17 protein-coding genes are annotated in these 19,269 nt (G+C 60.7%); 8 read left to right on the forward strand and 9 right to left on the reverse strand.

The features are described from left to right. Positions 1-50: 50 nt before the first annotated feature. The 6 genes from CI807_RS14120 to CI807_RS14145 all read right to left on the reverse strand — a co-directional run bounded on the left by CI807_RS14120 (position 51) and on the right by CI807_RS14145 (position 8,416). Positions 51-2,660, reverse strand: coding sequence for a YncE family protein (locus tag CI807_RS14120; RefSeq protein WP_256578762.1), 2,610 nt, complete (start codon positions 2,658-2,660; stop codon positions 51-53). Positions 2,661-3,051: 391 nt separating this feature from the next. After that, positions 3,052-4,080: an AbrB family transcriptional regulator gene (locus tag CI807_RS14125; protein ID WP_095015074.1), complete on the reverse strand. Its 1,029-nt coding sequence runs from the start codon at positions 4,078-4,080 to the stop codon at positions 3,052-3,054. After that, on the reverse strand, positions 4,073-5,587 hold the full coding sequence (locus CI807_RS14130) for a tripartite tricarboxylate transporter permease (protein WP_012722750.1): 1,515 nt from the start codon (positions 5,585-5,587) through the stop codon (positions 4,073-4,075). Before CI807_RS14130 ends, CI807_RS14125 begins: the two co-directional genes overlap by 8 nt. Before the next feature lies 1 nt (position 5,588). Next, positions 5,589-6,047, reverse strand: coding sequence for a tripartite tricarboxylate transporter TctB family protein (locus CI807_RS14135; protein ID WP_016975160.1), 459 nt, complete (start codon positions 6,045-6,047; stop codon positions 5,589-5,591). A gap of 59 nt (positions 6,048-6,106) precedes the next feature. Further along, positions 6,107-7,090 carry a tripartite tricarboxylate transporter substrate binding protein gene (locus CI807_RS14140; RefSeq protein WP_033902662.1) on the reverse strand — a complete coding sequence of 328 codons (984 nt, stop codon included), beginning with the start codon at positions 7,088-7,090 and terminating at the stop codon, positions 6,107-6,109. 33 nt (positions 7,091-7,123) lie between these two features. Next, the gene (locus CI807_RS14145; protein ID WP_095015075.1) at positions 7,124-8,416 is read right to left on the reverse strand and encodes an OprD family porin; all 1,293 of its coding nucleotides are present in this window, start codon (positions 8,414-8,416) and stop codon (positions 7,124-7,126) included. 234 nt (positions 8,417-8,650) lie between these two features. On the opposite strand from CI807_RS14145, the gene CI807_RS14150 reads away from it, so the two are divergent. Beyond that, positions 8,651-9,322 carry a response regulator gene (locus CI807_RS14150; protein ID WP_010212220.1) on the forward strand — a complete coding sequence of 224 codons (672 nt, stop codon included), beginning with the start codon at positions 8,651-8,653 and terminating at the stop codon, positions 9,320-9,322. Further along, entirely contained in the window at positions 9,315-10,700 is a 1,386-nt protein-coding gene (locus CI807_RS14155) for a sensor histidine kinase (protein ID WP_095015076.1), read from the forward strand. Before CI807_RS14150 ends, CI807_RS14155 begins: the two co-directional genes overlap by 8 nt. Here CI807_RS14155 and CI807_RS14160 read toward each other — a convergent pair whose 3' ends face one another. Together CI807_RS14160 and CI807_RS14165 are read right to left on the reverse strand one after the other, a co-directional pair. Further along, positions 10,701-11,522, reverse strand: coding sequence for an HDOD domain-containing protein (locus CI807_RS14160; protein WP_095015077.1), 822 nt, complete (start codon positions 11,520-11,522; stop codon positions 10,701-10,703). A 36-nt stretch (positions 11,523-11,558) separates the two neighbouring features. After that, positions 11,559-12,500 carry a folate-binding protein YgfZ gene (locus tag CI807_RS14165; protein WP_095015078.1) on the reverse strand — a complete coding sequence of 314 codons (942 nt, stop codon included), beginning with the start codon at positions 12,498-12,500 and terminating at the stop codon, positions 11,559-11,561. Between the two features lie 140 nt (positions 12,501-12,640). Between CI807_RS14165 and CI807_RS14170 the strand changes: the two genes are divergently transcribed. Beyond that, positions 12,641-12,895, forward strand: a complete 255-nt coding sequence (locus tag CI807_RS14170; protein ID WP_014717362.1) for a succinate dehydrogenase assembly factor 2 — start codon at positions 12,641-12,643, stop codon at positions 12,893-12,895. Further along, complete coding sequence (locus tag CI807_RS14175; RefSeq protein ID WP_095015079.1) at positions 12,879-13,325, forward strand: protein YgfX; 447 nt, start codon at positions 12,879-12,881, stop codon at positions 13,323-13,325. The genes CI807_RS14170 and CI807_RS14175 overlap by 17 nt, the downstream gene beginning before the upstream one ends. On the opposite strand, the gene nadB is transcribed toward CI807_RS14175, so the two are convergent. Next, complete coding sequence (nadB, locus tag CI807_RS14180) at positions 13,294-14,910, reverse strand: L-aspartate oxidase (RefSeq protein WP_095015080.1); 1,617 nt, start codon at positions 14,908-14,910, stop codon at positions 13,294-13,296. The genes CI807_RS14175 and nadB overlap by 32 nt on opposite strands. A gap of 463 nt (positions 14,911-15,373) precedes the next feature. On the opposite strand from nadB, the gene rpoE reads away from it, so the two are divergent. The 4 genes from rpoE (at position 15,374) to CI807_RS14200 (ending at position 19,227) form a co-directional block, all read left to right on the forward strand. Further along, the gene (gene rpoE / locus CI807_RS14185; protein ID WP_003172477.1) at positions 15,374-15,955 is read left to right on the forward strand and encodes an RNA polymerase sigma factor RpoE; all 582 of its coding nucleotides are present in this window, start codon (positions 15,374-15,376) and stop codon (positions 15,953-15,955) included. Positions 15,956-15,987: 32 nt separating this feature from the next. Further along, on the forward strand, positions 15,988-16,575 hold the full coding sequence (locus tag CI807_RS14190; protein ID WP_016975168.1) for a sigma-E factor negative regulatory protein: 588 nt from the start codon (positions 15,988-15,990) through the stop codon (positions 16,573-16,575). A 15-nt stretch (positions 16,576-16,590) separates the two neighbouring features. After that, the gene (locus CI807_RS14195; protein ID WP_095015081.1) at positions 16,591-17,553 is read left to right on the forward strand and encodes a MucB/RseB C-terminal domain-containing protein; all 963 of its coding nucleotides are present in this window, start codon (positions 16,591-16,593) and stop codon (positions 17,551-17,553) included. A gap of 234 nt (positions 17,554-17,787) precedes the next feature. Then, complete coding sequence (locus tag CI807_RS14200) at positions 17,788-19,227, forward strand: DegQ family serine endoprotease (protein ID WP_016975170.1); 1,440 nt, start codon at positions 17,788-17,790, stop codon at positions 19,225-19,227. The last annotated feature ends 42 nt before the right edge of the window (positions 19,228-19,269 follow it).

A 19,269-nucleotide genomic window follows, 5' to 3' on the forward strand; every position in this document is an offset into this window, starting at 1 on the left:
GTGAGAATTGACAGCGCCGACGAACGGTCACGCCCCATGTTTGCGGTCAGCTAAAACACCACCAGGGAAACGGAGTCATCGCCAATGTTGGCCACGTACCCGTGGGAGCCGCCTGGGTCTATGACGACCGCGCGCGGCTTGTCAAACCCTGCATACGAGCCGATGACCCGCCGGGTACGTGTATCGATAATGCTCAGCAGGTCGCCGTCTGTCTGCGACACGTAGGCACGATCACGTACGCGTTCGAAGGCGATGTCGTAAGGGCCTTGCATACCGGTCAGTGTTTCTTCGATGCGCTGAGTCAGCGTATGACCGGTCGTGACGAGGCCGTTGTTTCGCCCGGTGATGTACACCTGCGAACCACGGGGGTTATGGGCAATGGTCACTGGTTGTGAGTGCGTGTCTACGCTGTTGATCAGGGTGTTGTTCAGCAGGTTGATGATGGACCAGTTAAAGAATGTGGCGACGTGCGCGCGCGTGTTATCCGGGCTGATAACGACATCGTAAGGGTCACGCACGGCGATTGAGGCCACGGGTTGGTGGTTGTTGGTATCGATGACTACCAACTGTGATGCACCACCATCCGCCACATACAGGCGCGAGCCGCTGCTGTTGAAGGCGAGGCCCCGGACGGTGGTGAACCCCGTCAGCGTTTCAACCAGTGAATGATCCTGGGTGCTGTAGATGCGAATCGGTGTGTCGGTGGCGCTGCTGTTGTCGGTCACGTACAGGCGCTGGGCCGTTGGGTGAATGGCAATCCGCAGGGGCGAACCCGGTACGTCGAAGTTATTGATAACGCGGTTACGCAAGGTATCGATCACCCAGATCGAGGGGCGGCCAAAGGCGCAGGCTACGTAGAGTCGTGTGCCGTCAGGGCTCAGTACAAGGGCGTTTGGCGAACTACCCACCGGGATCCTGGCAAAAATTCCGACGGTGTTGGTGATCCGGTAGTTGACGGTACGAAAGGCAACGGCGAACTCCTTATGTGTGCTGCCGTTCAGCGAAACCCGCGCCTCAATGCTCAGGTTGCTCTGGGTGGGCAACGAACGCAGGTAGTCGGCGGGCAGAGCGACTTCGATACGCTTGGTACTGAACTCTATGGCACTCAGCGGCGTACCGTCACGCAACACCAGATTGGCCGCTGCCTTGATATTGATCCACACCGGAAGTCCGACGCGCATGAACGGCCAGGCAAGTATCAGTACGCTGTGCGTCGCATTGGCGTTGATGATGCCGTTCGACTCCGTGGGCACGCTGACCACGTCCAGCACTTGCTCGGCCAACGGGTCAATGGTCAAAGTCAACACCTGGGACGCGGTCGTGGCACCGGCGCGGGTGACGGTGTAGGACAAACGAGCATTTCTGCCCAGGTTGGCGGCAACTACCTGGTTACTGACGTTGAAGTCGACATGCCCCCGCTGCGGATCGCCTGGTTTTGGATGGATAAGCGGCGTTCCGGGGCCGTATGTGCCCATGAACTGCGGCTGGATATCATCGCTGGCCAGCATCGGGCTGTAGCTTACCCGGAAGGTGCCTATCGGAGGGTTCAGCACGTGAAGCGGGTTGAGACTGGCGGTGCCCGGACCGGTGACGGTGCTTTCAAGAATATGCGGCACCGGCAGTTGCAGCCCGCTGCCGACTTTCATCACCAGTGCCTGCGAATAGCGGGTACGCTGGCCGGGTTTTTCCACCCGGTAGTAAATGCGTGCCGAGCCGTTGAGGTTGGCCACGACGAAGACTCTAGCGATGACAAACAACAGATTCTGGCCGACCCGCGGCAGTGTGATGGGAAAGCGGTCGGGTGGCGCACTGCCGCCCATGGCGCTGCCTTCGACATACAAGGTGACTGTGGCGCCTTCAGTGAACGAAGCGTGCGCCGGTACCGTCACGTTGGCATTGCCTCGGGATACCTCAGGGTCGAAAGTGAAGCCGGGTGCCGGTGCTTGCTGGACCTGCGGCCGGCGGAGGGCGTCCTGGGGTTCGCCGATGGCGAGTGTCAGGCTGGCAGACGGTGGGCGAGCCCCGGCCATGTTGATGTAGTAGTAGAGCATGAGGCTGCCGCCATCGAGTTGACGAATATCGCCATTTGCGCCGTTGGGCAGGTCGAAAATGATAGTGTCCTGGCCGGCCGGCAGCGCATGTTCCTGATAAAAACGGTGGCCATTGGCGGAGGTCCCTTTGAGCACGAGCACGACTCGATCATTGGGCAGTTGGCCGGTGTAGGCGGCTATCGTGATGGTCACTGGATCCGTCAAGGGATGTAGCACGCCTGCGCTGGCAGCGGTTACTTCGGGGGCCGGCAGGCCAGCGTAGTCCGGGGTGCCCTCCACCTGTACGAAGGTGTTTTCCGAAGGCAGGTTGACCTGTCCCGCGCGAATTCGCTCATAGCTCAGTTGGATCAATGCGCCGATCAGCAAACGCAGGTCTGCGTTGGGCCATGGGACGTCGGCGAAAGTGATTGTGGTCGAAGTGATGCTGGCGTCGTAGCGCTGTTCAATGTCGACGCCTTCCTGCGTGCGACCCCGAATCGTCAGCCTTAGCCCATCGCCCGCGGCCCAGCCTTTACCCGCAATGGCAACCCGGAGTGTCGCGTCTTGTCCTGCCAGCCTGTCTGCATCGAGAGTGCCGGTGGGGGCCTCGACGATTTGCGCGGAGAACAATCAGCTTTTCTTCGCGGGCCTCCTGTTCGGTCACGGTATGAAAATCGACCGGTACCTGATTGCCGCAGAACAACTCGATGAAATCACCTTCAAGCTGGCCCGCGTAGGCGCGCAAGATGCAAATCAAGCCCGCGCTGCCGTGGCCCTCCAGAAGTTGTTGAGATACACCTCCAGAGAACCCCACTACCGGGGTCGTCATGCCGGGAATGTAAGGCGATAACTGCGAGACGGGAGGTAGTGCGTTCAGGGCTGGAGTCATGGTCAACATCTCGTGCAGAGCAGCTGAGTTGAGCAGGATTGAGCCCAGAATGACCGAGGGGTGTATAGCTGTGAGAGCTGACAGTGCCGACAGGCGGTAGTGGCCCGGGGTGGGCCACCTCTGGTGCAGAAGCTAGGGCTGGCGGTTCCAGTGCCGGAACAACGGCTCCGCCAAAAACAACACGAACAACAAGCGCATCACTTGCATCGCCGTCACCAATGGCACCGACAGTTGCAGGGTCTCGGCCGTGAGGCTCATCTCGGCAATCCCGCCGGGCATCATGCCCAAGGTCAACGAGCGCAGGTCGAGATGAGTCAGCGCGCTCAACCCCACCGCGGCCAATGTGGCCAGCGCCATGGTCAAGGCTGTGCCGATCAAAGTGCGGCCCATGAACGACGGTGCACGCCGAAAGAACTGGCGGTTGAAATGGCAGCCCAGGCCGCTGCCGATCAACCATTGGCCAATCTGGCTGCCGCCATCGGGCAGGCCGATATGCAAATCCCACACGACGCTGGCCGTCGCACTCACCAGCAACGGCCCGAACAACCATGGGTTTGGCTGACGCAACCGCTGCCAACCCCAGGCCACTAGCGCGCCTATCGGAAACAACGCCAACAGCCAAGGCCAACTCACCGGCGCCGGATGAAACTGCGGCGTGCCGCCTTCCAGCAGATATTTGAAGATCGCCGGCACACACAGCACCACTACCAGCACTCGTAGACTCTGCCCCGCCGCGACACGGCTAAGCACCGCGCCATTACGGGCGCCAAGGTTGACCATCTCGCCGGAACCGCCCGGCATGCTCGAGAAAAACGCGGTGGCGCGGTCTTCACCGCTGCGCCGCATCAGCCACACGCCGACCACGCTCGACAAACTGGTGACCAGCGCGCCGAAGAAGATCAGCCCGAAGTGGCTCATCACCTGCTCGATCACCACGGGCGTAAAGTGCAGGCCGATGCCGATCCCCACCACCCATTGGCCGCATTTGCGCCCGCCGGGAATCTCCGCCAACTGCCACGGCGTGAGGCAGCGCACCAGGATGATCGCCAGCAACGAGCCGACCATGTATGGCAAAGGCCAGCCGACGAGGCTGGCCAGGTAACCGCCGGCCAAGCCGACCAGCGGTGTTCCCCACCAATGTTTAAAGGTGACCTCAGACATCGGCCACGGCACGACGCTGCAGGGCACGTTTGCGGTAGATGCGGATCAACGGGAAAGCCAGCATCAGCGCCGTCAGTACCCACACACCAAAGGTGATCGGGCTCGACCAGAGGATCTGCAGGTCACCGTTGGAGATCGACAGCGCACGGCGCAGGTTCTGTTCCATCAAGCCGCCGAGGATAAAGCCCAGCAGCACCGGCGACAGCGGGAAGTCGAGCTTGCGCAAGATGTAGCCGAAGATGCCGATACCGACCATCAGGAACAGGTCGAAGGTGGTGGCGTGAACCGCGTAAACACCAATCGCCGTGATGATGGCAATCACCGGCACCAGCGCCCAGTTCGGCACGGCGAGGATACGGGTGAAGATGCGGATCATCGGGATGTTGAGGATCACCAGCATGATGTTGGCGATAAACAACGAGGCGATCAGACCCCAGACGATGTCCGGTTGCTGTTGGAACAGCAGCGGACCCGGGGTGATGTTGTACAGCGACAGCGCGCCGATCATCACCGCCGTGGTGCCCGAACCGGGTACGCCGAGGGTCAGCATGGGCACCAGGGCGCCGCAGGCGGATGCGCCGATGGCGGTTTCTGGAGCAGCGAGGCCGCGCATGTCGCCCTGGCCGAACTTGCCGCTGGCACCGGCCAGGCGTTTTTCAGTCATGTAGGCAACGGCCGAGGCCAAGGTCGCGCCGGCACCCGGCAATACGCCCATGATGAAACCCAGCAAACCGCAGCGGATGTTGACGACAAAGACCGCGCCCGCTTCTTTGAGGTTGAACATCATGCGGCCCGTGGCCTTCACGGCTTCCTGGCCACGGTGGGTTTTTTCCAGCAGTAACAGGATCTCACTGATGGAGAACAGGCCCAGCACCAACACCACAAACTGGATACCGTCGGTGAGGTGGATGTTGTCGCCGGTAAACCGGTACACGCCGCTGTTGGCGTCAATGCCGACCGCCGACAGGAACAGGCCGATCAGCGCTGCAACAAAGGTCTTCAAGGGTTTGTCACCGGCCATACCGCCGAGACAGACAATCGCGAACACCATCAGGACGAAATACTCCGCCGGCCCGAAGGCAATCGCCCATTTGGCCAGCAACGGCGCAAACAGCACCATGCCGCAGGTGGCGATAAACGCGCCGATGAACGAACTCCACGCCGACAACGACAGCGCCACACCGGCCAGGCCTTTGCGGGCCATCGGGTAGCCGTCGAGGGTGGTCATCACGGTGGAGGCTTCGCCCGGGATGTTCAACAAGATCGAGCTGATACGCCCGCCGTATTCGCAGCCCAGGTACACGGCTGCCAGCAGGATCAGCGCCGATTCCGGCGGCAGGCCCAGGGCGAACGCGATGGGGATCAACAGCGCCACGCCGTTGATCGGGCCCAGGCCCGGCAACAGGCCGACCACGGTGCCGATCAGGGTGCCGCACAGTGCGGTCACCAGGTTGTACGGGGACAGTGCAACGCCGAAGCCCTGGCCCAAGTAGCCGAAAGTATCCATATCAGTTCTCCAGAACGTCGAGCAGGCCGAGGGGCAGCGGCACATCCATGGCTTTATCGAACAGCAGGTAAAGACCAATCGCCATCAGGCTGACGATCACCACACTCGGCAACCAGCGACCGCCATACAGGCGCGCCATCGGAATGCCGATCAGCATGCTGCTGAGGATGAAACCCAGGGATTCGAAGGTGCCGGCGAACACGATCAACAGGCCGACGCAGATGCCGATCTTGATCAGGGTTTCGCGGTCCAGCGCGGGTTCTTCTTCAGTGTGTTTGGTCGGCTGTGGGCGAAACAGCATGTAGATCAGTGCCAGGCTCATCAGCCCGAGCATCAGCAGCGGGTAGGCGCGAGGTCCTACCGGCTCGTAGGAAAACGACGCCTGATACGGCCAGGCCATCAGTGCCAGGGCGGCACAGGCCAGCAATAGCACAGAGGCGAAAATGCGTTGTAAGAGCATGTTGAACTCCTGGGCCACGCCGCGTGTTCAACGGGCGTGACCGGGCAAAAGAGGGGCGATTACTGGATCAGGCCGAACTCTTTGGCCAGCACTTTGTAGTCAGCCACCTGTTTCTTCACGTAGGTGTCCAGCTCCGGGCCGGTCATGGCGAACGGGAACAGCTCGCGCTGGTCACGCAGTTTGGCGAACTCTTCCGAGGCCAGCAGTTTGTCGAACGCGTCTTTCCACCAGGCGTAGTCGGCATCGCTGACTTTTGGCCCGAGGTAGAAACCACGCACCACCGGCCAGACGATGTCGTAGCCTTGCTCTTTGGCGGTCGGAATATTCTTCATTTCCGGCTCGTCCAGGCGCTGCTCGGAGAACACGGCCAGCAGGCGCATGTCACCGCTCAGGATGTGCGGCATGGAGTCGGAGATGTCGGTACTGCCTACCTGGATGTGACCGCCGAGCAGGGCGGTGGCGATTTCGCCGCCGCCTTCGAGGGCCACGTAACGCAGTTCGCGCGGGTTGATCCCGGCGGCCTTGGCGATCAGCGCGGTTTGCATCCAGTCCTGACTGCCGACGGTGCCGCCGGAACCGATCACTACGCTGCCCGGATCTTTTTTCAGAGCTTTGACCAAATCGTCCAAGGTCTTGTAGGGCGAGTCGGCTTTCACTGCGATGGCCCCGTAGCTGGTGCCGACCGCTGCCAACCAACGCACGGCGCTTTCATCGAAGCGACCGAACTTGCCCTGGGCCAGGTTCAGCAGCGAACCGCTGGACCAGGCCACCAAGGTGCCGGCATCGGCTGGACGCTGGGCGACCACGGCGTTGTAGGCCACTGCGCCCACGCCGCCTGGCATGTAGGTCACGCGCATCGGCTTGCTCAGCAGCTTCTCGTTGACCAGCGCGCTTTGCGCCAGTTTGCACGTCAGGTCAAAACCACCGCCCGGCGAGGCCGGGGCGATGCATTCCGGGCGCTTGGGTTCGTCGGCAGCCAGCAGTTGGCCGGCGAACAGCATGCAGCCGGCAGCGAGGGCCAATTTACGCAGTGAAGGGGTCATGGTTATCTCCATCTTTGTTGTTATGAGGGGGTACTACCAAAGTGCGACGCTATAGCTGACCAGCAAGCGCATTTCATCCGCATCACGGGCTGAGTAGTTGGAACGATACGTGGCATTACGCAGACGCACGGCTACATCCTTGAATGTGCCGGTCTGCACTACGTACTTGATCTCGCTGTTGCGCTCCCACTCCCTGCCGGTCTCGCCGTTCTTGAGCTTGATGTTGTCACCCGAGAGATAACGGCTCATGAAGCTCAAACCGGGGATGCCCAGTTTGGCGAAGTCGTAGTCGTAGCGCGCCTGCCAGGAGCGTTCTTCGGCGCCGGCAAAGTCGTTGATCTGCACGAAGTTGACCAGGTACGGGTCGCTGCCATCCACATACGGGAAGGCGCTGTCGCCGGACATGTGCTGGTAGCCGGCGCTGAGCTTATGGCCATTGAGGGCATAGCTGAACAGACCGTTGAGGGATTTGTTGTCGATTTTGCCGCCGCGCGCGCTGCCAGTGTCATCACTGATGGCCAGGCGCAGGTCGGTGCCGAAGGTGCCGGGGCCCATCGGGCGCGCAGCCACCAGGCCGAGGAAGTGCTGGCGGTACACGTCATCGAGTTGGGCGAAGTGGTAGCTGCCGGTGATCTTGTCGGCGAACTTGTAGTCGGCGCCGCCAAAGTTGAAGTGCTTGCCGGTGGCGCCGCTGACGAAGCGGCTGTTCTTGTTGTTGAGCGCGATGTCTTCGTAGTTGCTGTCGTCGCGGTCTTTGGCTTTGTCCAGGCGGCCGCCGGTGAACACCAGGTTCTTGAATTCCTTGGAGGTGATCAGGCCACCATTGAAAGTCTGCGGCAGGATGCGGCCGTCGTTGGGCTTGAGGATCGGCAGTTCGGGGATCAGCGAGCCGATCTTCAGCTCGGTGGCCGAGATCTTCACTTTGCCGGTCAGGCCCAGCTTGGAGTACTCGTCGGCGGCGCGGCCATCGTCATGCGTGGGCAGCAGGCCGGTGCCGGTGCGGTCGGGGCTGGAGTCGAGCTTGACCCCGAGCATGCCCAGCGCATCCACGCCAAAACCGACGGTGCCGTCGGTGTAGCCCGATTGCAGGTTGAGCATGAAGCCCTGGGCCCATTCGTCGCGCTTGGATTGCTGGGCGCTGGTGCCATCGCGAAAGTCGCGGTTGAAGTACATGTTGCGGGTTTCCAGGGTCGCGCTACTGTCTTCGAAGAAGGCAGCCTGGCTAAGCGGCGAAAAGCCGGCAAGGGTAGCAGCACTGGCGAGGGCGGTCTGGGTCAGGCGAGAAAAACGAACAGGCGAGGGGGCCTGGGGCTGTGTCGACAGCATCGTTGTGTACTCCGTTATTGTTCTTATTTTGGCGAAAACGCTTCGAGGCGTTTTTCGGGCGCGACGCTGAGGTCGCTCGGCGGGCATAGACCACCGTGGCTGGATGCTAAAGGGCGAAGCTTTCACTAACCTTTCAGCGGCCTTTCAATGTTTTCGGGCTTCACAGGCCAGGCGGCGCCTGTAAACTGCCCGCCAAAGCGTGGCGCCGACCACCCCTGAACGAGGTAGAAATCCATGCGTGTCCTGCTGGTTGAAGACCATCTGCAACTTGCCGAAAGTGTCGCGCAAGCGCTCAAGAGCACGGGTCTCACCGTCGACGTGCTGCACGACGGCGTGGCGGCAGACCTGGCCCTGAGCAGCGAGGAATACGCGGCGGCGATCCTTGATGTGGGACTGCCGCGCATGGACGGTTTCGAGGTGCTTGCACGCCTGCGCGCCCGTGGGAAAAATCTGCCAGTGCTGATGCTGACGGCGCGCAGTGATGTGAAAGACCGCGTGCACGGTCTTAATCTTGGGGCGGACGACTACCTTGCCAAACCTTTCGAACTCACGGAGTTGGAGGCGCGGGTCAAGGCGTTGTTGCGGCGTAGCGTGCTGGGCGGCGAGCGCCAGCAGGCCTGCGGCGTGTTGGTCTATGACCTCGACACCCGACGTTTCACCGTGGGCGGCGAGCTGATGACGCTCACCTCCCGTGAACAAGCGGTGCTTGAGGCGCTGATTGCGCGGCCAGGCCGGGTGATGAGCAAGGAGCAACTGGCTTCCCAGGTGTTCGGCCTGGACGAAGAAGCCAGCCCCGACGCCATCGAAATCTACGTGCATCGCCTGCGCAAGAAACTCGACGGCCAGCCCATCGCCATCGTGACCTTCCGCGGCCTCGGCTACTTGCTGGAAGCCCGCGATGCATAAGCCCAGCAGCCTGCGTTGGCGCCTGCTGTGGAACCTGGCGTTGTTGCTGGTGCTGTTGATGCTCGCTAGTGGCATGAGCGCGTACTGGAATGGTCGTGAAGCCGCTGACACTGCCTATGACCGCACGCTGTTGGCCTCGGCGCGCACCATCGCCGCCGGATTGACCCAGGTGGACGGCACTCTAAGCGCTAATGTTCCCTATGTGGCGCTGGACACCTTTGCCTACGACAGCGCCGGGCGTATCTATTATCAGGTCAATGACATCGACCAGAAGCTGATTTCCGGCTATGAAAACCTCCCCGGTCCGCCGCCTGGCACGCCGCGTACCGATGACTATCCGGCGCTGGCACGCTTCTATGACGCCATGTATCAGGGCCAGCAGGTGCGCGTGGTGAGTCTGCTCAAGGCGGTCTCCGAACCGAACATGAACGGCATGGCAGAAATCCGTGTCGCTGAAACTGATGAGGCGCGCGTGAGTATGGCCCGCAGCTTGATGGCAGACACCTTGCTGCGCCTGGGGATGCTCGCCATCGGTGCGTTGTTGTTGGTGTGGTTTGCCGTCAGCGCGGCGTTGCGCCCACTGGAGCGCCTGCGCACGGCGGTCGAAGAGCGTCAGCCTGACGACTTGCGCCCATTGCCCTTGGTGGAAGTGCAGCATGAGTTCGGGCCGCTGGTGCGCTCGCTCAACCACTTTACCGAACGCCTGCGCGGACAGTTCGAACGGCAGGCGCAGTTCATCGCCGATGCAGCCCATGAATTACGCACGCCACTGGCCGCGCTCAAGGCCCGGCTGGAGCTAGGCTTGCGCGCCGAGGATCCGGCCACCTGGCGCAGTACCCTGGAAACCGCAGCCCAGGGCACTGACCGCCTGACCCATCTGGCCAATCAATTGCTGTCTCTGGCACGTATCGAAAACGGTGCCCGCGCCATTGCCGAGGGCGGCGCACAGTTACTTGACCTCAGCCAGTTGGCGCGCGAGTTGGGCATGGCCATGGCGCCGTTGGCCCACGCACGCGGCGTGGCGCTGGCGTTGGAGGCCGACGAACCGGTGTGGTTGCGCGGTGAGCCGACCCTGTTGAATGAGTTGCTGAGCAACCTGGTGGACAACGCCCTGGCTCACACACCACCGGGCGGCAATGTGATCCTGCGCGTGACAGCGCCGGCGGTGCTGGAAGTGGAAGACGATGGCCCAGGCATCCCGCTCGATGAACGGGACCGCGTGTTCGAGCGTTTCTACCGTCGCAGTCAGCAGGGCATGGGTTCTGGCCTGGGGCTGGCAATTGTGGGAGAGATCTGCCGGGCGCACCTGGCGCAGATCAGCCTGCACGATGGCGAGCAGGCCGGACTGAAAGTGCGGGTAAGCTTTATTGCGGGTTGATCAGTAGAACATCGAACGGGCTTCATCCAACTCGGCGCGCAAGGCGTCGCTGTAAGGATCGACCCGCAGCTTCTTAATCGCCGGCAGCGCCGAGACCGGTACGCTGGCCAAGGGGTGATGAGTGCCGCGATGGCAATACAGCACGGCAACCTGCACCAGATCGATGTAGTCGAGGCTGGCCGAGTCGCGTTCCAGGTTGAGGTATTGGCCGGGCAGTTTGGCGAGCATTTCCGGGAAATCCCAACCGCTCAGCAGTTTGTCGCCCAGTTGCGGGTGGATGCTTTCGATGACGTGGTTGAGACTCACCGGGTCCGCGAGCAACTCATAGTGGTCCTCGGCGTACGTCAGGATTGGCAGCACACCGATCTGGTGCACAAGGCCGCCGAGAGCCGCCTGGTCCGGCTTGAGCTGGCTGTGGCTGCGGCACAGCGCGTAACTCACCCCCGCCACTTCCAGGCTGCGGCGCCATACATCACGCATCTTCTGTTCGACCACATCGGAGCGGGCGTGGAAGATTTGCTCCATCACCAGGCCGATCGCCAGGTTGCTGCTGTAGTTGGTGCCCAGCCGGGTGATGGCGGTGTGCAGGTCGGTGACTTCCTGGGTGGCGCGCAACAACGGGCTGTTGACCACTTTGATCAGGCGTGCCGACAGCGCAGTATCGCGACCGATCACTTTGCTCAAGTGGCTGATGCTGATCTCCGGGTCTTCAGCGGCCTGACGAATATTCAGGGCCACTTCCGGCAATGTCGGCAGAACCAGGTCATCGTTGTCGATGGCCGTTACTAAAGCCTGTTGGACTTTTTCCGCCAGCTTGTTCATTCATGCTCTCTAGGGTGTTGCAAAAAGGTACGGCGACTAGCGTTGGATCTCTCGATCACGGTCGAGCGTGTAAGGCAGGTCGAGCAGTTGCAAACCGGGGCCTTCCAGGGTGCCTACGTGCACGTCGCCACTATCGGCAGCTTCGGCTTGCAACACGGCCAGAAGTTCAATGCTCTCGCCGGCTTTTGCGGCAAGCACCACTTCGCCGATTGCACTGTTGTGGCTGGGGGAAAACAGCGGGGTGCCTGGCTCGGGCAGTTCAGGCGCATCGAGGCTCAAACGGTACAGGCGACGCTTGAGTTTGCCCAAGTACTGCATGCGCGCAACGATTTCCTGGCCGGTGTAGCAGCCTTTCTTGAAGCTGACGCCACCGACGGCCTGCAGGTTGAGCATCTGCGGGATAAACAGCTCGCGGGTTTGCGGCATGACCTGGCCGATGCCGGCGCGGATTTGCCCCAGCAGCCACTCATTCAGACTGGCTTGTTCAAGGGTTGCAGCCAATTGACCGCGTACGGCGTCGCCTTGCTCGGCTGGCACCCAGAGTTCAGCGCGATCTGGGGAGATACGGATGGCGATCAACGTATCGTTGCGGGCGACGCTGTCGGTGTCGGCGGGCAGTTCAAGGCCAAGGCTGGCCAGGGCCGTGTCCGCATTCACCAGGCCGAAGCGCACCCAGGCGGCGCTTTCGTCGGTGAGCTTGGATTTGGAGAACACGGCGTACTTCTTCAGGTCGGCCAGTTGCGGTTCCAGCAGATCGGTGGCCATGGCCAGCAACACGCCGTCACCTTGCAGCAGGATGCGGAAGCTCGACTGCATGCGCCCTTTTTGCGTGCAGCGCGCGCCGAGGCTGGCCTGGGTATCGCTCAGGTAATTGAGGTTGCAGGTCAGTTGGCCCTGAAGGAATTTGGCGGCATCAGAGCCGCGGACGGCGAGAACGCCTTCGTGGGACAGGGGGCAGAAGAAAGCAGAGTCAGCCATGGGTCATCGCAGGTCAAAAAGTCATGGGTGCATCATAGAGGGGCGCCCGGCAAATGGATAGTTTCCGTATGGGGCGACCAAAGCCGACTGTTCCGGTGCCGTCGGGCCTGTATACTTGCCGCCTATTTGAGGAGCGCTCCATGGTCGAAGATGTAGAAATCAATCGTCTCTACTGGCACAGCCGTCGTGGCATGCTGGAGTTGGATGTGTTGCTGGTGCCGTTCACCAAAGAGGTCTATGCAACGCTCAATCAGGTGGATCGCGACCTCTACGTCAGGCTGCTGACTTGTGAAGACCAGGACATGTTCGGCTGGTTCATGGAGCGCGCCGAATCCGAAGATCCAGAGCTGCAGCGCATGGTTCGGATGATCCTGGACCGTGTCCAGCCCAAGTAATACCTTTGAATGCCGCTGGCAGGCCTCACGGCTGTTGCTGGCGGCGTATCTCCTTGCCCAGCTGTTCGCGCTGGGTGCGCTTTTGTTTCTTGATCTGTCCTATTCAAGCCTTGGCCTGCTGGTGTGTCTGGCGCACGCGGCCTGGGTTTTGCCGCGCGCTGTCCTGCTGACTCACCGTTCGTCGATTCGTGGCCTGCGCCGCGACGCCGACGGCTGGCAGTTGCTCAATGCGCAGCGGGGCTGGCACAGCGTGCAATTACGTCCCGACAGCCTCGCCTTGCCATTGATCGTCGTTTTGCGTTACCGGGTGCCGGGCGAATGGCGGATACGTTCTGTGTGTGTGCCCAGGGATTCGCAGGTCGCCGATGTGCATCGGCGCCTGCGGGTACGCCTGAAGTTCAGCCGCCGTAGGTGGCTGGCACCAGGATAGTGTCGCGGGCTTCGGGCAGCATCTGTGGGTAGTCGAGGGTGTAATGCAGGCCGCGGCTTTCCTTGCGCTCCATGGCCGAGCGGATCATCAACTCCGCCACCTGGGCCAGGTTGCGCAGTTCGATCAGGTCGCGGCTGACCTTGTAGTTGCTATAGAACTCGTCGATTTCATCCAGCAGCAACCGCACCCGATGCTGCGCGCGTTGCAGGCGCTTGTTGGTGCGTACGATCCCCACGTAGTCCCACATGAAGCGGCGCAGCTCGTCCCAGTTGTGGGCGATGATCACGTCTTCATCCGAGTCGGTGACCTGGCTGGCGTCCCAGCGGGGCAGGGCGGCCGGCACCGGTATACGCGGCAGTTGTTCAAGGATGTCTGCCGCCGCCGAGCGCGCATACACGAAACACTCCAGCAGCGAGTTGCTGGCCATGCGGTTGGCGCCGTGCAAGCCGGTGAAGCTGGTTTCGCCAATTGCATACAGGCCTGGGACGTCAGTGCGACCGTGCTGGTCGACCATCACGCCACCACAGGTATAGTGCGCGGCCGGCACTACGGGGATCGGGCCTTGGGTGATGTCGATGTTGAACGCCAGGCAACGCTCATAGACGGTGGGGAAGTGAGTCTTGATGAAGGCTTCGGGCTTGTGGCTGATGTCCAGGTAGACGCAGTCGATGCCCAGGCGCTTCATTTCATGGTCAATGGCGCGGGCGACGATATCGCGCGGGGCCAATTCGGCGCGTGGGTCGAAGCGCTGCATGAAGCGCTCGCCGTTGGGCAGTTTCAGGTGGGCGCCTTCGCCGCGCAGGGCTTCGGTAATCAGGAAACTCTTGGCTTGCGGGTGATACAGGCAAGTGGGGTGGAACTGGTTGAATTCCAGGTTCGCCACCCGGCAGCCCGAACGCCAGGCCATGGCAATGCCGTCGCCACAGGCACCGTCGGGGTTGCTGGTATAGAGGTAGACCTTGGCCGCGCCGCCAGAGGCAAGAATGGTGAAGCGCGCGCCGTACGTATCGACTTCGCCGCTGACGCGGTTGAGCACGTAGGCGCCGAGGCAGCGTTCGCCATCCAGGCCCAGGCGTTTTTCGGTGATCAGGTCGACCGCGACGCGTTGTTCCAGTAATTCGATATTGGGGCGTTGTCGGGCTTGTTCGAGCAGGGTTTTGAAGATCGCAGCGCCGGTCGCATCGGCAGCATGGATGATACGGCGGTGGCTGTGACCGCCTTCGCGAGTCAGATGGAACTCAAAACCGCCGTCGTCGCTGCCGGCGTGTTCGTCACGAGTAAACGGCACGCCCTGGTCGATCAGCCATTGGATGGCTTCACGGCTGTGCTCGACGGTGAAGCGCACCGCCTCTTCATTGCACAGGCCACCGCCGGCATTGAGGGTGTCCTCGACGTGGGATTGCACCGTGTCGGTGTCGTCAAGCACGGCGGCGACACCGCCCTGGGCCCAGAATGTCGAGCCGTTGGCCAGGTCGCCTTTGCTCAATACCGCAATGCGCAGGTGGCTGGGGAGGGTCAGCGCAAGGCTCAAACCGGCCGCGCCGCTGCCGATCACCAGGACATCGTGTTGAAACTGTTGGCTCATTGGAAGGATTCCGCAAAAAGCGATCCGAAGAGGTGGCGCAAACAGGACGCCTGGATCGGCGAATCAAAGGGTCACACGGGCTACTAGTATATAGAGGGGTGGAGCGGCACAATAGCCGGGCATTCGTGGCAATGTGAGATTACGGTGCACGGCTAGGGTAAAATCGCCAGGTTATTGAGGTGGGAACTTTTTGCATAAGCCCCGACTCAATAGCAGGTTGCCCGAAAGCTGGGAAAACGTTGAGTTTATTGGCCCGTCGGGAGCATTGGACGCGTCAGAAAACCGGCGACAAGATTATTCGCGCAGTCGGCCATGCCCGTGCTGCGTTTTTCGTGTGTGCCAAATCAGTGCGTGCCGGAAACTTGCTTGAAGGGGGAGAACTTTTGCGAAAAGACCGAGTCTATGTTTGCAAGCCTGATCGTTTAGTTATGCAAGCCTCCTTCAAGTACAACGAGGAGTGTTCATGCTAACCCAGGAAGAGGATCAGCAGCTGGTCGAGCGCGTTCAACGCGGCGACAAGCGAGCTTTTGATCTGCTAGTGCTGAAATACCAGCACAAAATTCTCGGGTTGATCGTGCGGTTTGTGCACGACACCCATGAAGCGCAGGACGTTGCACAGGAAGCCTTTATCAAGGCTTACCGTGCACTTGGTAACTTTCGCGGTGATAGTGCGTTTTACACGTGGCTATACCGAATCGCCATCAACACGGCGAAAAACTATCTGGTGTCTCGCGGACGCCGCCCACCGGATAGTGATGTCAGTTCAGAAGATGCGGAATTTTATGATGGTGATCACGGCCTCAAGGATCTCGAGTCGCCGGAGCGTGCATTGCTGCGCGACGAGATCGAAGGCACCGTTCATCGCACTATTCAGCAACTGCCAGAAGATTTGCGTACGGCGTTAACTTTACGTGAATTCGATGGTCTGAGTTACGAAGACATTGCGAGCGTCATGCAGTGTCCGGTGGGGACTGTAAGGTCACGGATTTTCCGGGCCCGGGAAGCCATCGATAAAGCCTTGCAACCGTTGTTGCAGGAAAACTAAAGACAGCGGCGACAGCCAAGAGAGGAACCGCCATGAGTCGTGATGCCCTGCAGGAATCGCTGTCCGCAGTGATGGATAACGAAGCGGATGAACTGGAACTTCGTCGAGTGCTCAACGCATTTGATGATGCCGAAACCCGTGATACCTGGTCTCGTTACCAAGTCGCTCGGGCGGTGATGCACAAGGATCTTCTAATCCCTCGTCTGGATATTGCTGCGGCCGTTTCTGCCGCGCTGGCTGATGAAGCCGTTCCGGCAAAAGCTGCTCGTGGTCCATGGCGTAGCCTGGGTCGCCTGGCAGTCGCTGCCTCGGTGACCGTTGCTGTATTGGCAGGTGTTCGCCTGTACAACCAGGACGAAATCGCCGGTGCCGAACTGGCCCAGCAGACTCAGCAACCGGTGATGGCTGGACCCCAGGTCAAAGGCCCAGCGGTACTGGCCGGCTACAAGGAAAGCTCTGACACCACCGGCCCGATGGCCAATGGTGTTCTGCAAGGGCAATCCGGCTGGCAGGACCAGCGTCTTCCAGGCTACCTGCGCCAACACGCTCAGGAATCAGCTCTGAAAGGCACTGAAACCGCTCTGCCATACGCTCGCGCAGCAAGCCTGGAAAACCGCTAATCCGTAAGGAGCTCTATGCGAGCCATACCGCTCCTTACGCTTTTGCTCAGTGGTTGGTTTGCACTCCCCGCCCACGCCGATGAAGCCCAAGACTGGCTGACTCGACTTGGGCGTGCAGAGCAGCAGCAAAGCTTTCAAGGTACGTTCGTCTACGAGCGTAACGGCAGTTTTTCCACTCATGACATCTGGCATCGTGTCCAGAATGGTCAGGTCCGTGAGCGGCTTTTGCAGCTTGATGGTTCTGCCCAGGAAGTCGTGCGGCTGGATGGCCGGACCCAATGTGTCAGCGGCACCCTTGTCGCAGGCCTCGGCAACTCGCGTGATGCGCCGTCCCGTGCGCTGGATCCGCAAAAACTCAATCAATTCTACGAACTGGCCGTCATCGGAAAATCCCGCGTGGCCGGGCGTAACGCGGTGATCGTGTCGATCACGCCGCGTGACCAGTATCGTTACGGTTTTGAACTGCACCTGGATCGTGAAACCGCGCTGCCGCTCAAATCGCTTTTGCTGAATGACCAAGGGCAGTTGCTGGAGCGATTCCAGTTCACGCGTTTGAACACGTCAATCGTCCCGGATGATCGCGACCTGCAGCCCAGCAGCGAATGCACACCTGTATCGGTCGCCAGTGACAAAGCACCCGAGGTGCAGTCTACCGAGGCGTGGCATTTGGAGTGGCTACCGCCGGGCTTTCAGTTGACCAATACCAGCGCCCGCAAAGACACCCAGACCAAGGCAACAGTCGACAGCCTGATGTACGAGGACGGGCTGGCGCGTTTCTCCGTGTTCCTGGAGCCGATCAGTGACGCGAGTGTCACGGAAACCCGCACCCAGCTCGGCCCAACGGTGGCTGTATCCCGTCGCCTCAATACGGTAGACGGCGAAATGATGGTGACGGTGGTGGGCGAAATTCCCATTGGCACCGCAGAACGTATCGCGTTATCAGTGCGCGGTGAAAAAAAGCCAGCCACCCAGCCGTGAGCCGTTAATCCTATGTTCATCCTGACGTTTCACTGTATTTGCATGCCAGGTTGGCTGTCGAGAGCATGAAATGTCTGGATCAGCATTTTCACTTGCAAAAATCTCTTATGTTTTTTATAGGTCAGGGCTTGTCGGCTCTGGCCTTGTTTTGTTCGCGGAACAAAGATGTCGGTCGCAGTTTTCGGCGTTTCTTGAACCCTGTCGCTCAACCCTGCTCGTCGTAACGGGAGCTGTATGTCGATACCACGTTTGAAGTCTTACCTATCCATAGTCGCCACGGTATTGGTGCTGGGTCAGGCCTTGCCCGCGCAAGCGGCCGAGCTGCCTGACTTCACCCAATTGGTTGAGCAGGCCTCGCCGGCCGTGGTGAACATCAGTACCACGCAAAAACTGCCGGATCGCAAAGTCTCCAATCAGCAGATGCCGGACCTGGAAGGCCTGCCGCCGATGTTGCGCGAGTTCTTCGAGCGTGGCATGCCGCAACCGCGCGCACCTCGTGGTGGCGGTGGTGGCCAGCGTGAGGCTCAGTCCCTGGGCTCGGGCTTCATCATCTCGCCGGATGGCTACATCCTCACCAATAACCACGTGATTGCTGACGCCGATGAAATTCTCGTGCGCCTGGCGGATCGCAGTGAACTGAAAGCCAAGCTGGTGGGCACCGATCCACGTTCCGACGTGGCCTTGCTGAAGATCGAAGGCAAGGACCTGCCGGTGTTGAAACTGGGTAAATCCCAGGACCTGAAGGCCGGGCAGTGGGTCGTCGCCATCGGTTCGCCGTTTGGTTTTGACCACACTGTGACCCAAGGTATTGTCAGCGCCATCGGCCGCAGCCTGCCGAACGAGAACTACGTGCCATTCATCCAGACTGACGTGCCGATCAATCCGGGTAACTCCGGTGGTCCGCTGTTCAACCTGGCGGGCGAAGTGGTAGGCATCAACTCGCAGATCTACACCCGTTCCGGCGGTTTCATGGGCGTGTCGTTCGCTATCCCGATCGACGTCGCCATGGATGTTTCCAACCAATTGAAAAGCGGCGGCAAAGTCAGCCGTGGCTGGTTGGGCGTGGTGATCCAGGAAGTGAACAAAGACCTGGCTGAATCCTTCGGTCTCGACAAGCCGGCCGGTGCCCTGGTCGCGCAGATCCAGGACGACGGCCCGGCTGCCAAAGGTGGCCTGCAGGTCGGCGACGTGATCCTGAGCATGAACGGCCAGCCGATTGTCATGTCGGCTGACCTGCCGCACCTGGTCGGTGCTCTCAAGGCCGGCAGCAAGGCCAAACTGGAAGTCATTCGTGAAGGCAAGCGCCAGACCGTTGAGCTGACCGTGGGGGCCATCCCTGAAGAGGGCGCAACCCTGGATGCTCTGGGCAACGCCAAGCCAGGTGCTGAGCGCAGCAGCAACCGCCTGGGCATTGCCGTGGCCGAGCTGACCGATGAGCAGAAGAAAACCTTCGACCTCAAGAGTGGTGTAGTGATCAAGGAGGTGCAGGACGGTCCTGCCTCCCTGATCGGTCTGCAGCCGGGTGACGTCATTACCCACCTGAACAACCAGGCTATCGACAGCACCAAGCAATTCACCGACATCGCCAAGGCGTTGCCGAAGAATCGTTCGGTGTCGATGCGCGTGCTGCGTCAGGGGCGTGCAAGCTTCATTACCTTCAAGCTCGCCGAATAAGTCGGTAGAAACAAAAAGCCCCGCCTTCGTTAAACGAGGGCG

This window comes from Pseudomonas sp. NS1(2017), assembly GCF_002269425.1.
Lineage (GTDB): Bacteria > Pseudomonadota > Gammaproteobacteria > Pseudomonadales > Pseudomonadaceae > Aquipseudomonas > Aquipseudomonas reactans.

Excerpts from the sequence above, each read along its gene's own strand:
- CI807_RS14130 (WP_012722750.1), bottom strand. The coding sequence starts at position 5,587 with ATGGATACTTTCGGCTACTTGGGCCAGGGCTTCGGCGTTGCACTGTCC.
- CI807_RS14135 (WP_016975160.1), bottom strand. The coding sequence starts at position 6,047 with ATGCTCTTACAACGCATTTTCGCCTCTGTGCTATTGCTGGCCTGTGCC.
- CI807_RS14140 (WP_033902662.1), bottom strand. The coding sequence starts at position 7,090 with ATGACCCCTTCACTGCGTAAATTGGCCCTCGCTGCCGGCTGCATGCTG.
- CI807_RS14170 (WP_014717362.1), top strand. The coding sequence starts at position 12,641 with ATGGTCGAAGATGTAGAAATCAATCGTCTCTACTGGCACAGCCGTCGT.
- CI807_RS14165 (WP_095015078.1), bottom strand. The coding sequence starts at position 12,500 with ATGGCTGACTCTGCTTTCTTCTGCCCCCTGTCCCACGAAGGCGTTCTC.
- CI807_RS14190 (WP_016975168.1), top strand. The coding sequence starts at position 15,988 with ATGAGTCGTGATGCCCTGCAGGAATCGCTGTCCGCAGTGATGGATAAC.
- CI807_RS14125 (WP_095015074.1), bottom strand. The coding sequence starts at position 4,080 with ATGTCTGAGGTCACCTTTAAACATTGGTGGGGAACACCGCTGGTCGGC.
- nadB (WP_095015080.1), bottom strand. The coding sequence starts at position 14,910 with ATGAGCCAACAGTTTCAACACGATGTCCTGGTGATCGGCAGCGGCGCG.
- rpoE (WP_003172477.1), top strand. The coding sequence starts at position 15,374 with ATGCTAACCCAGGAAGAGGATCAGCAGCTGGTCGAGCGCGTTCAACGC.
- CI807_RS14200 (WP_016975170.1), top strand. The coding sequence starts at position 17,788 with ATGTCGATACCACGTTTGAAGTCTTACCTATCCATAGTCGCCACGGTA.
- CI807_RS14160 (WP_095015077.1), bottom strand. The coding sequence starts at position 11,522 with ATGAACAAGCTGGCGGAAAAAGTCCAACAGGCTTTAGTAACGGCCATC.
- CI807_RS14195 (WP_095015081.1), top strand. The coding sequence starts at position 16,591 with ATGCGAGCCATACCGCTCCTTACGCTTTTGCTCAGTGGTTGGTTTGCA.
- CI807_RS14155 (WP_095015076.1), top strand. The coding sequence starts at position 9,315 with ATGCATAAGCCCAGCAGCCTGCGTTGGCGCCTGCTGTGGAACCTGGCG.
- CI807_RS14150 (WP_010212220.1), top strand. The coding sequence starts at position 8,651 with ATGCGTGTCCTGCTGGTTGAAGACCATCTGCAACTTGCCGAAAGTGTC.
- CI807_RS14145 (WP_095015075.1), bottom strand. The coding sequence starts at position 8,416 with ATGCTGTCGACACAGCCCCAGGCCCCCTCGCCTGTTCGTTTTTCTCGC.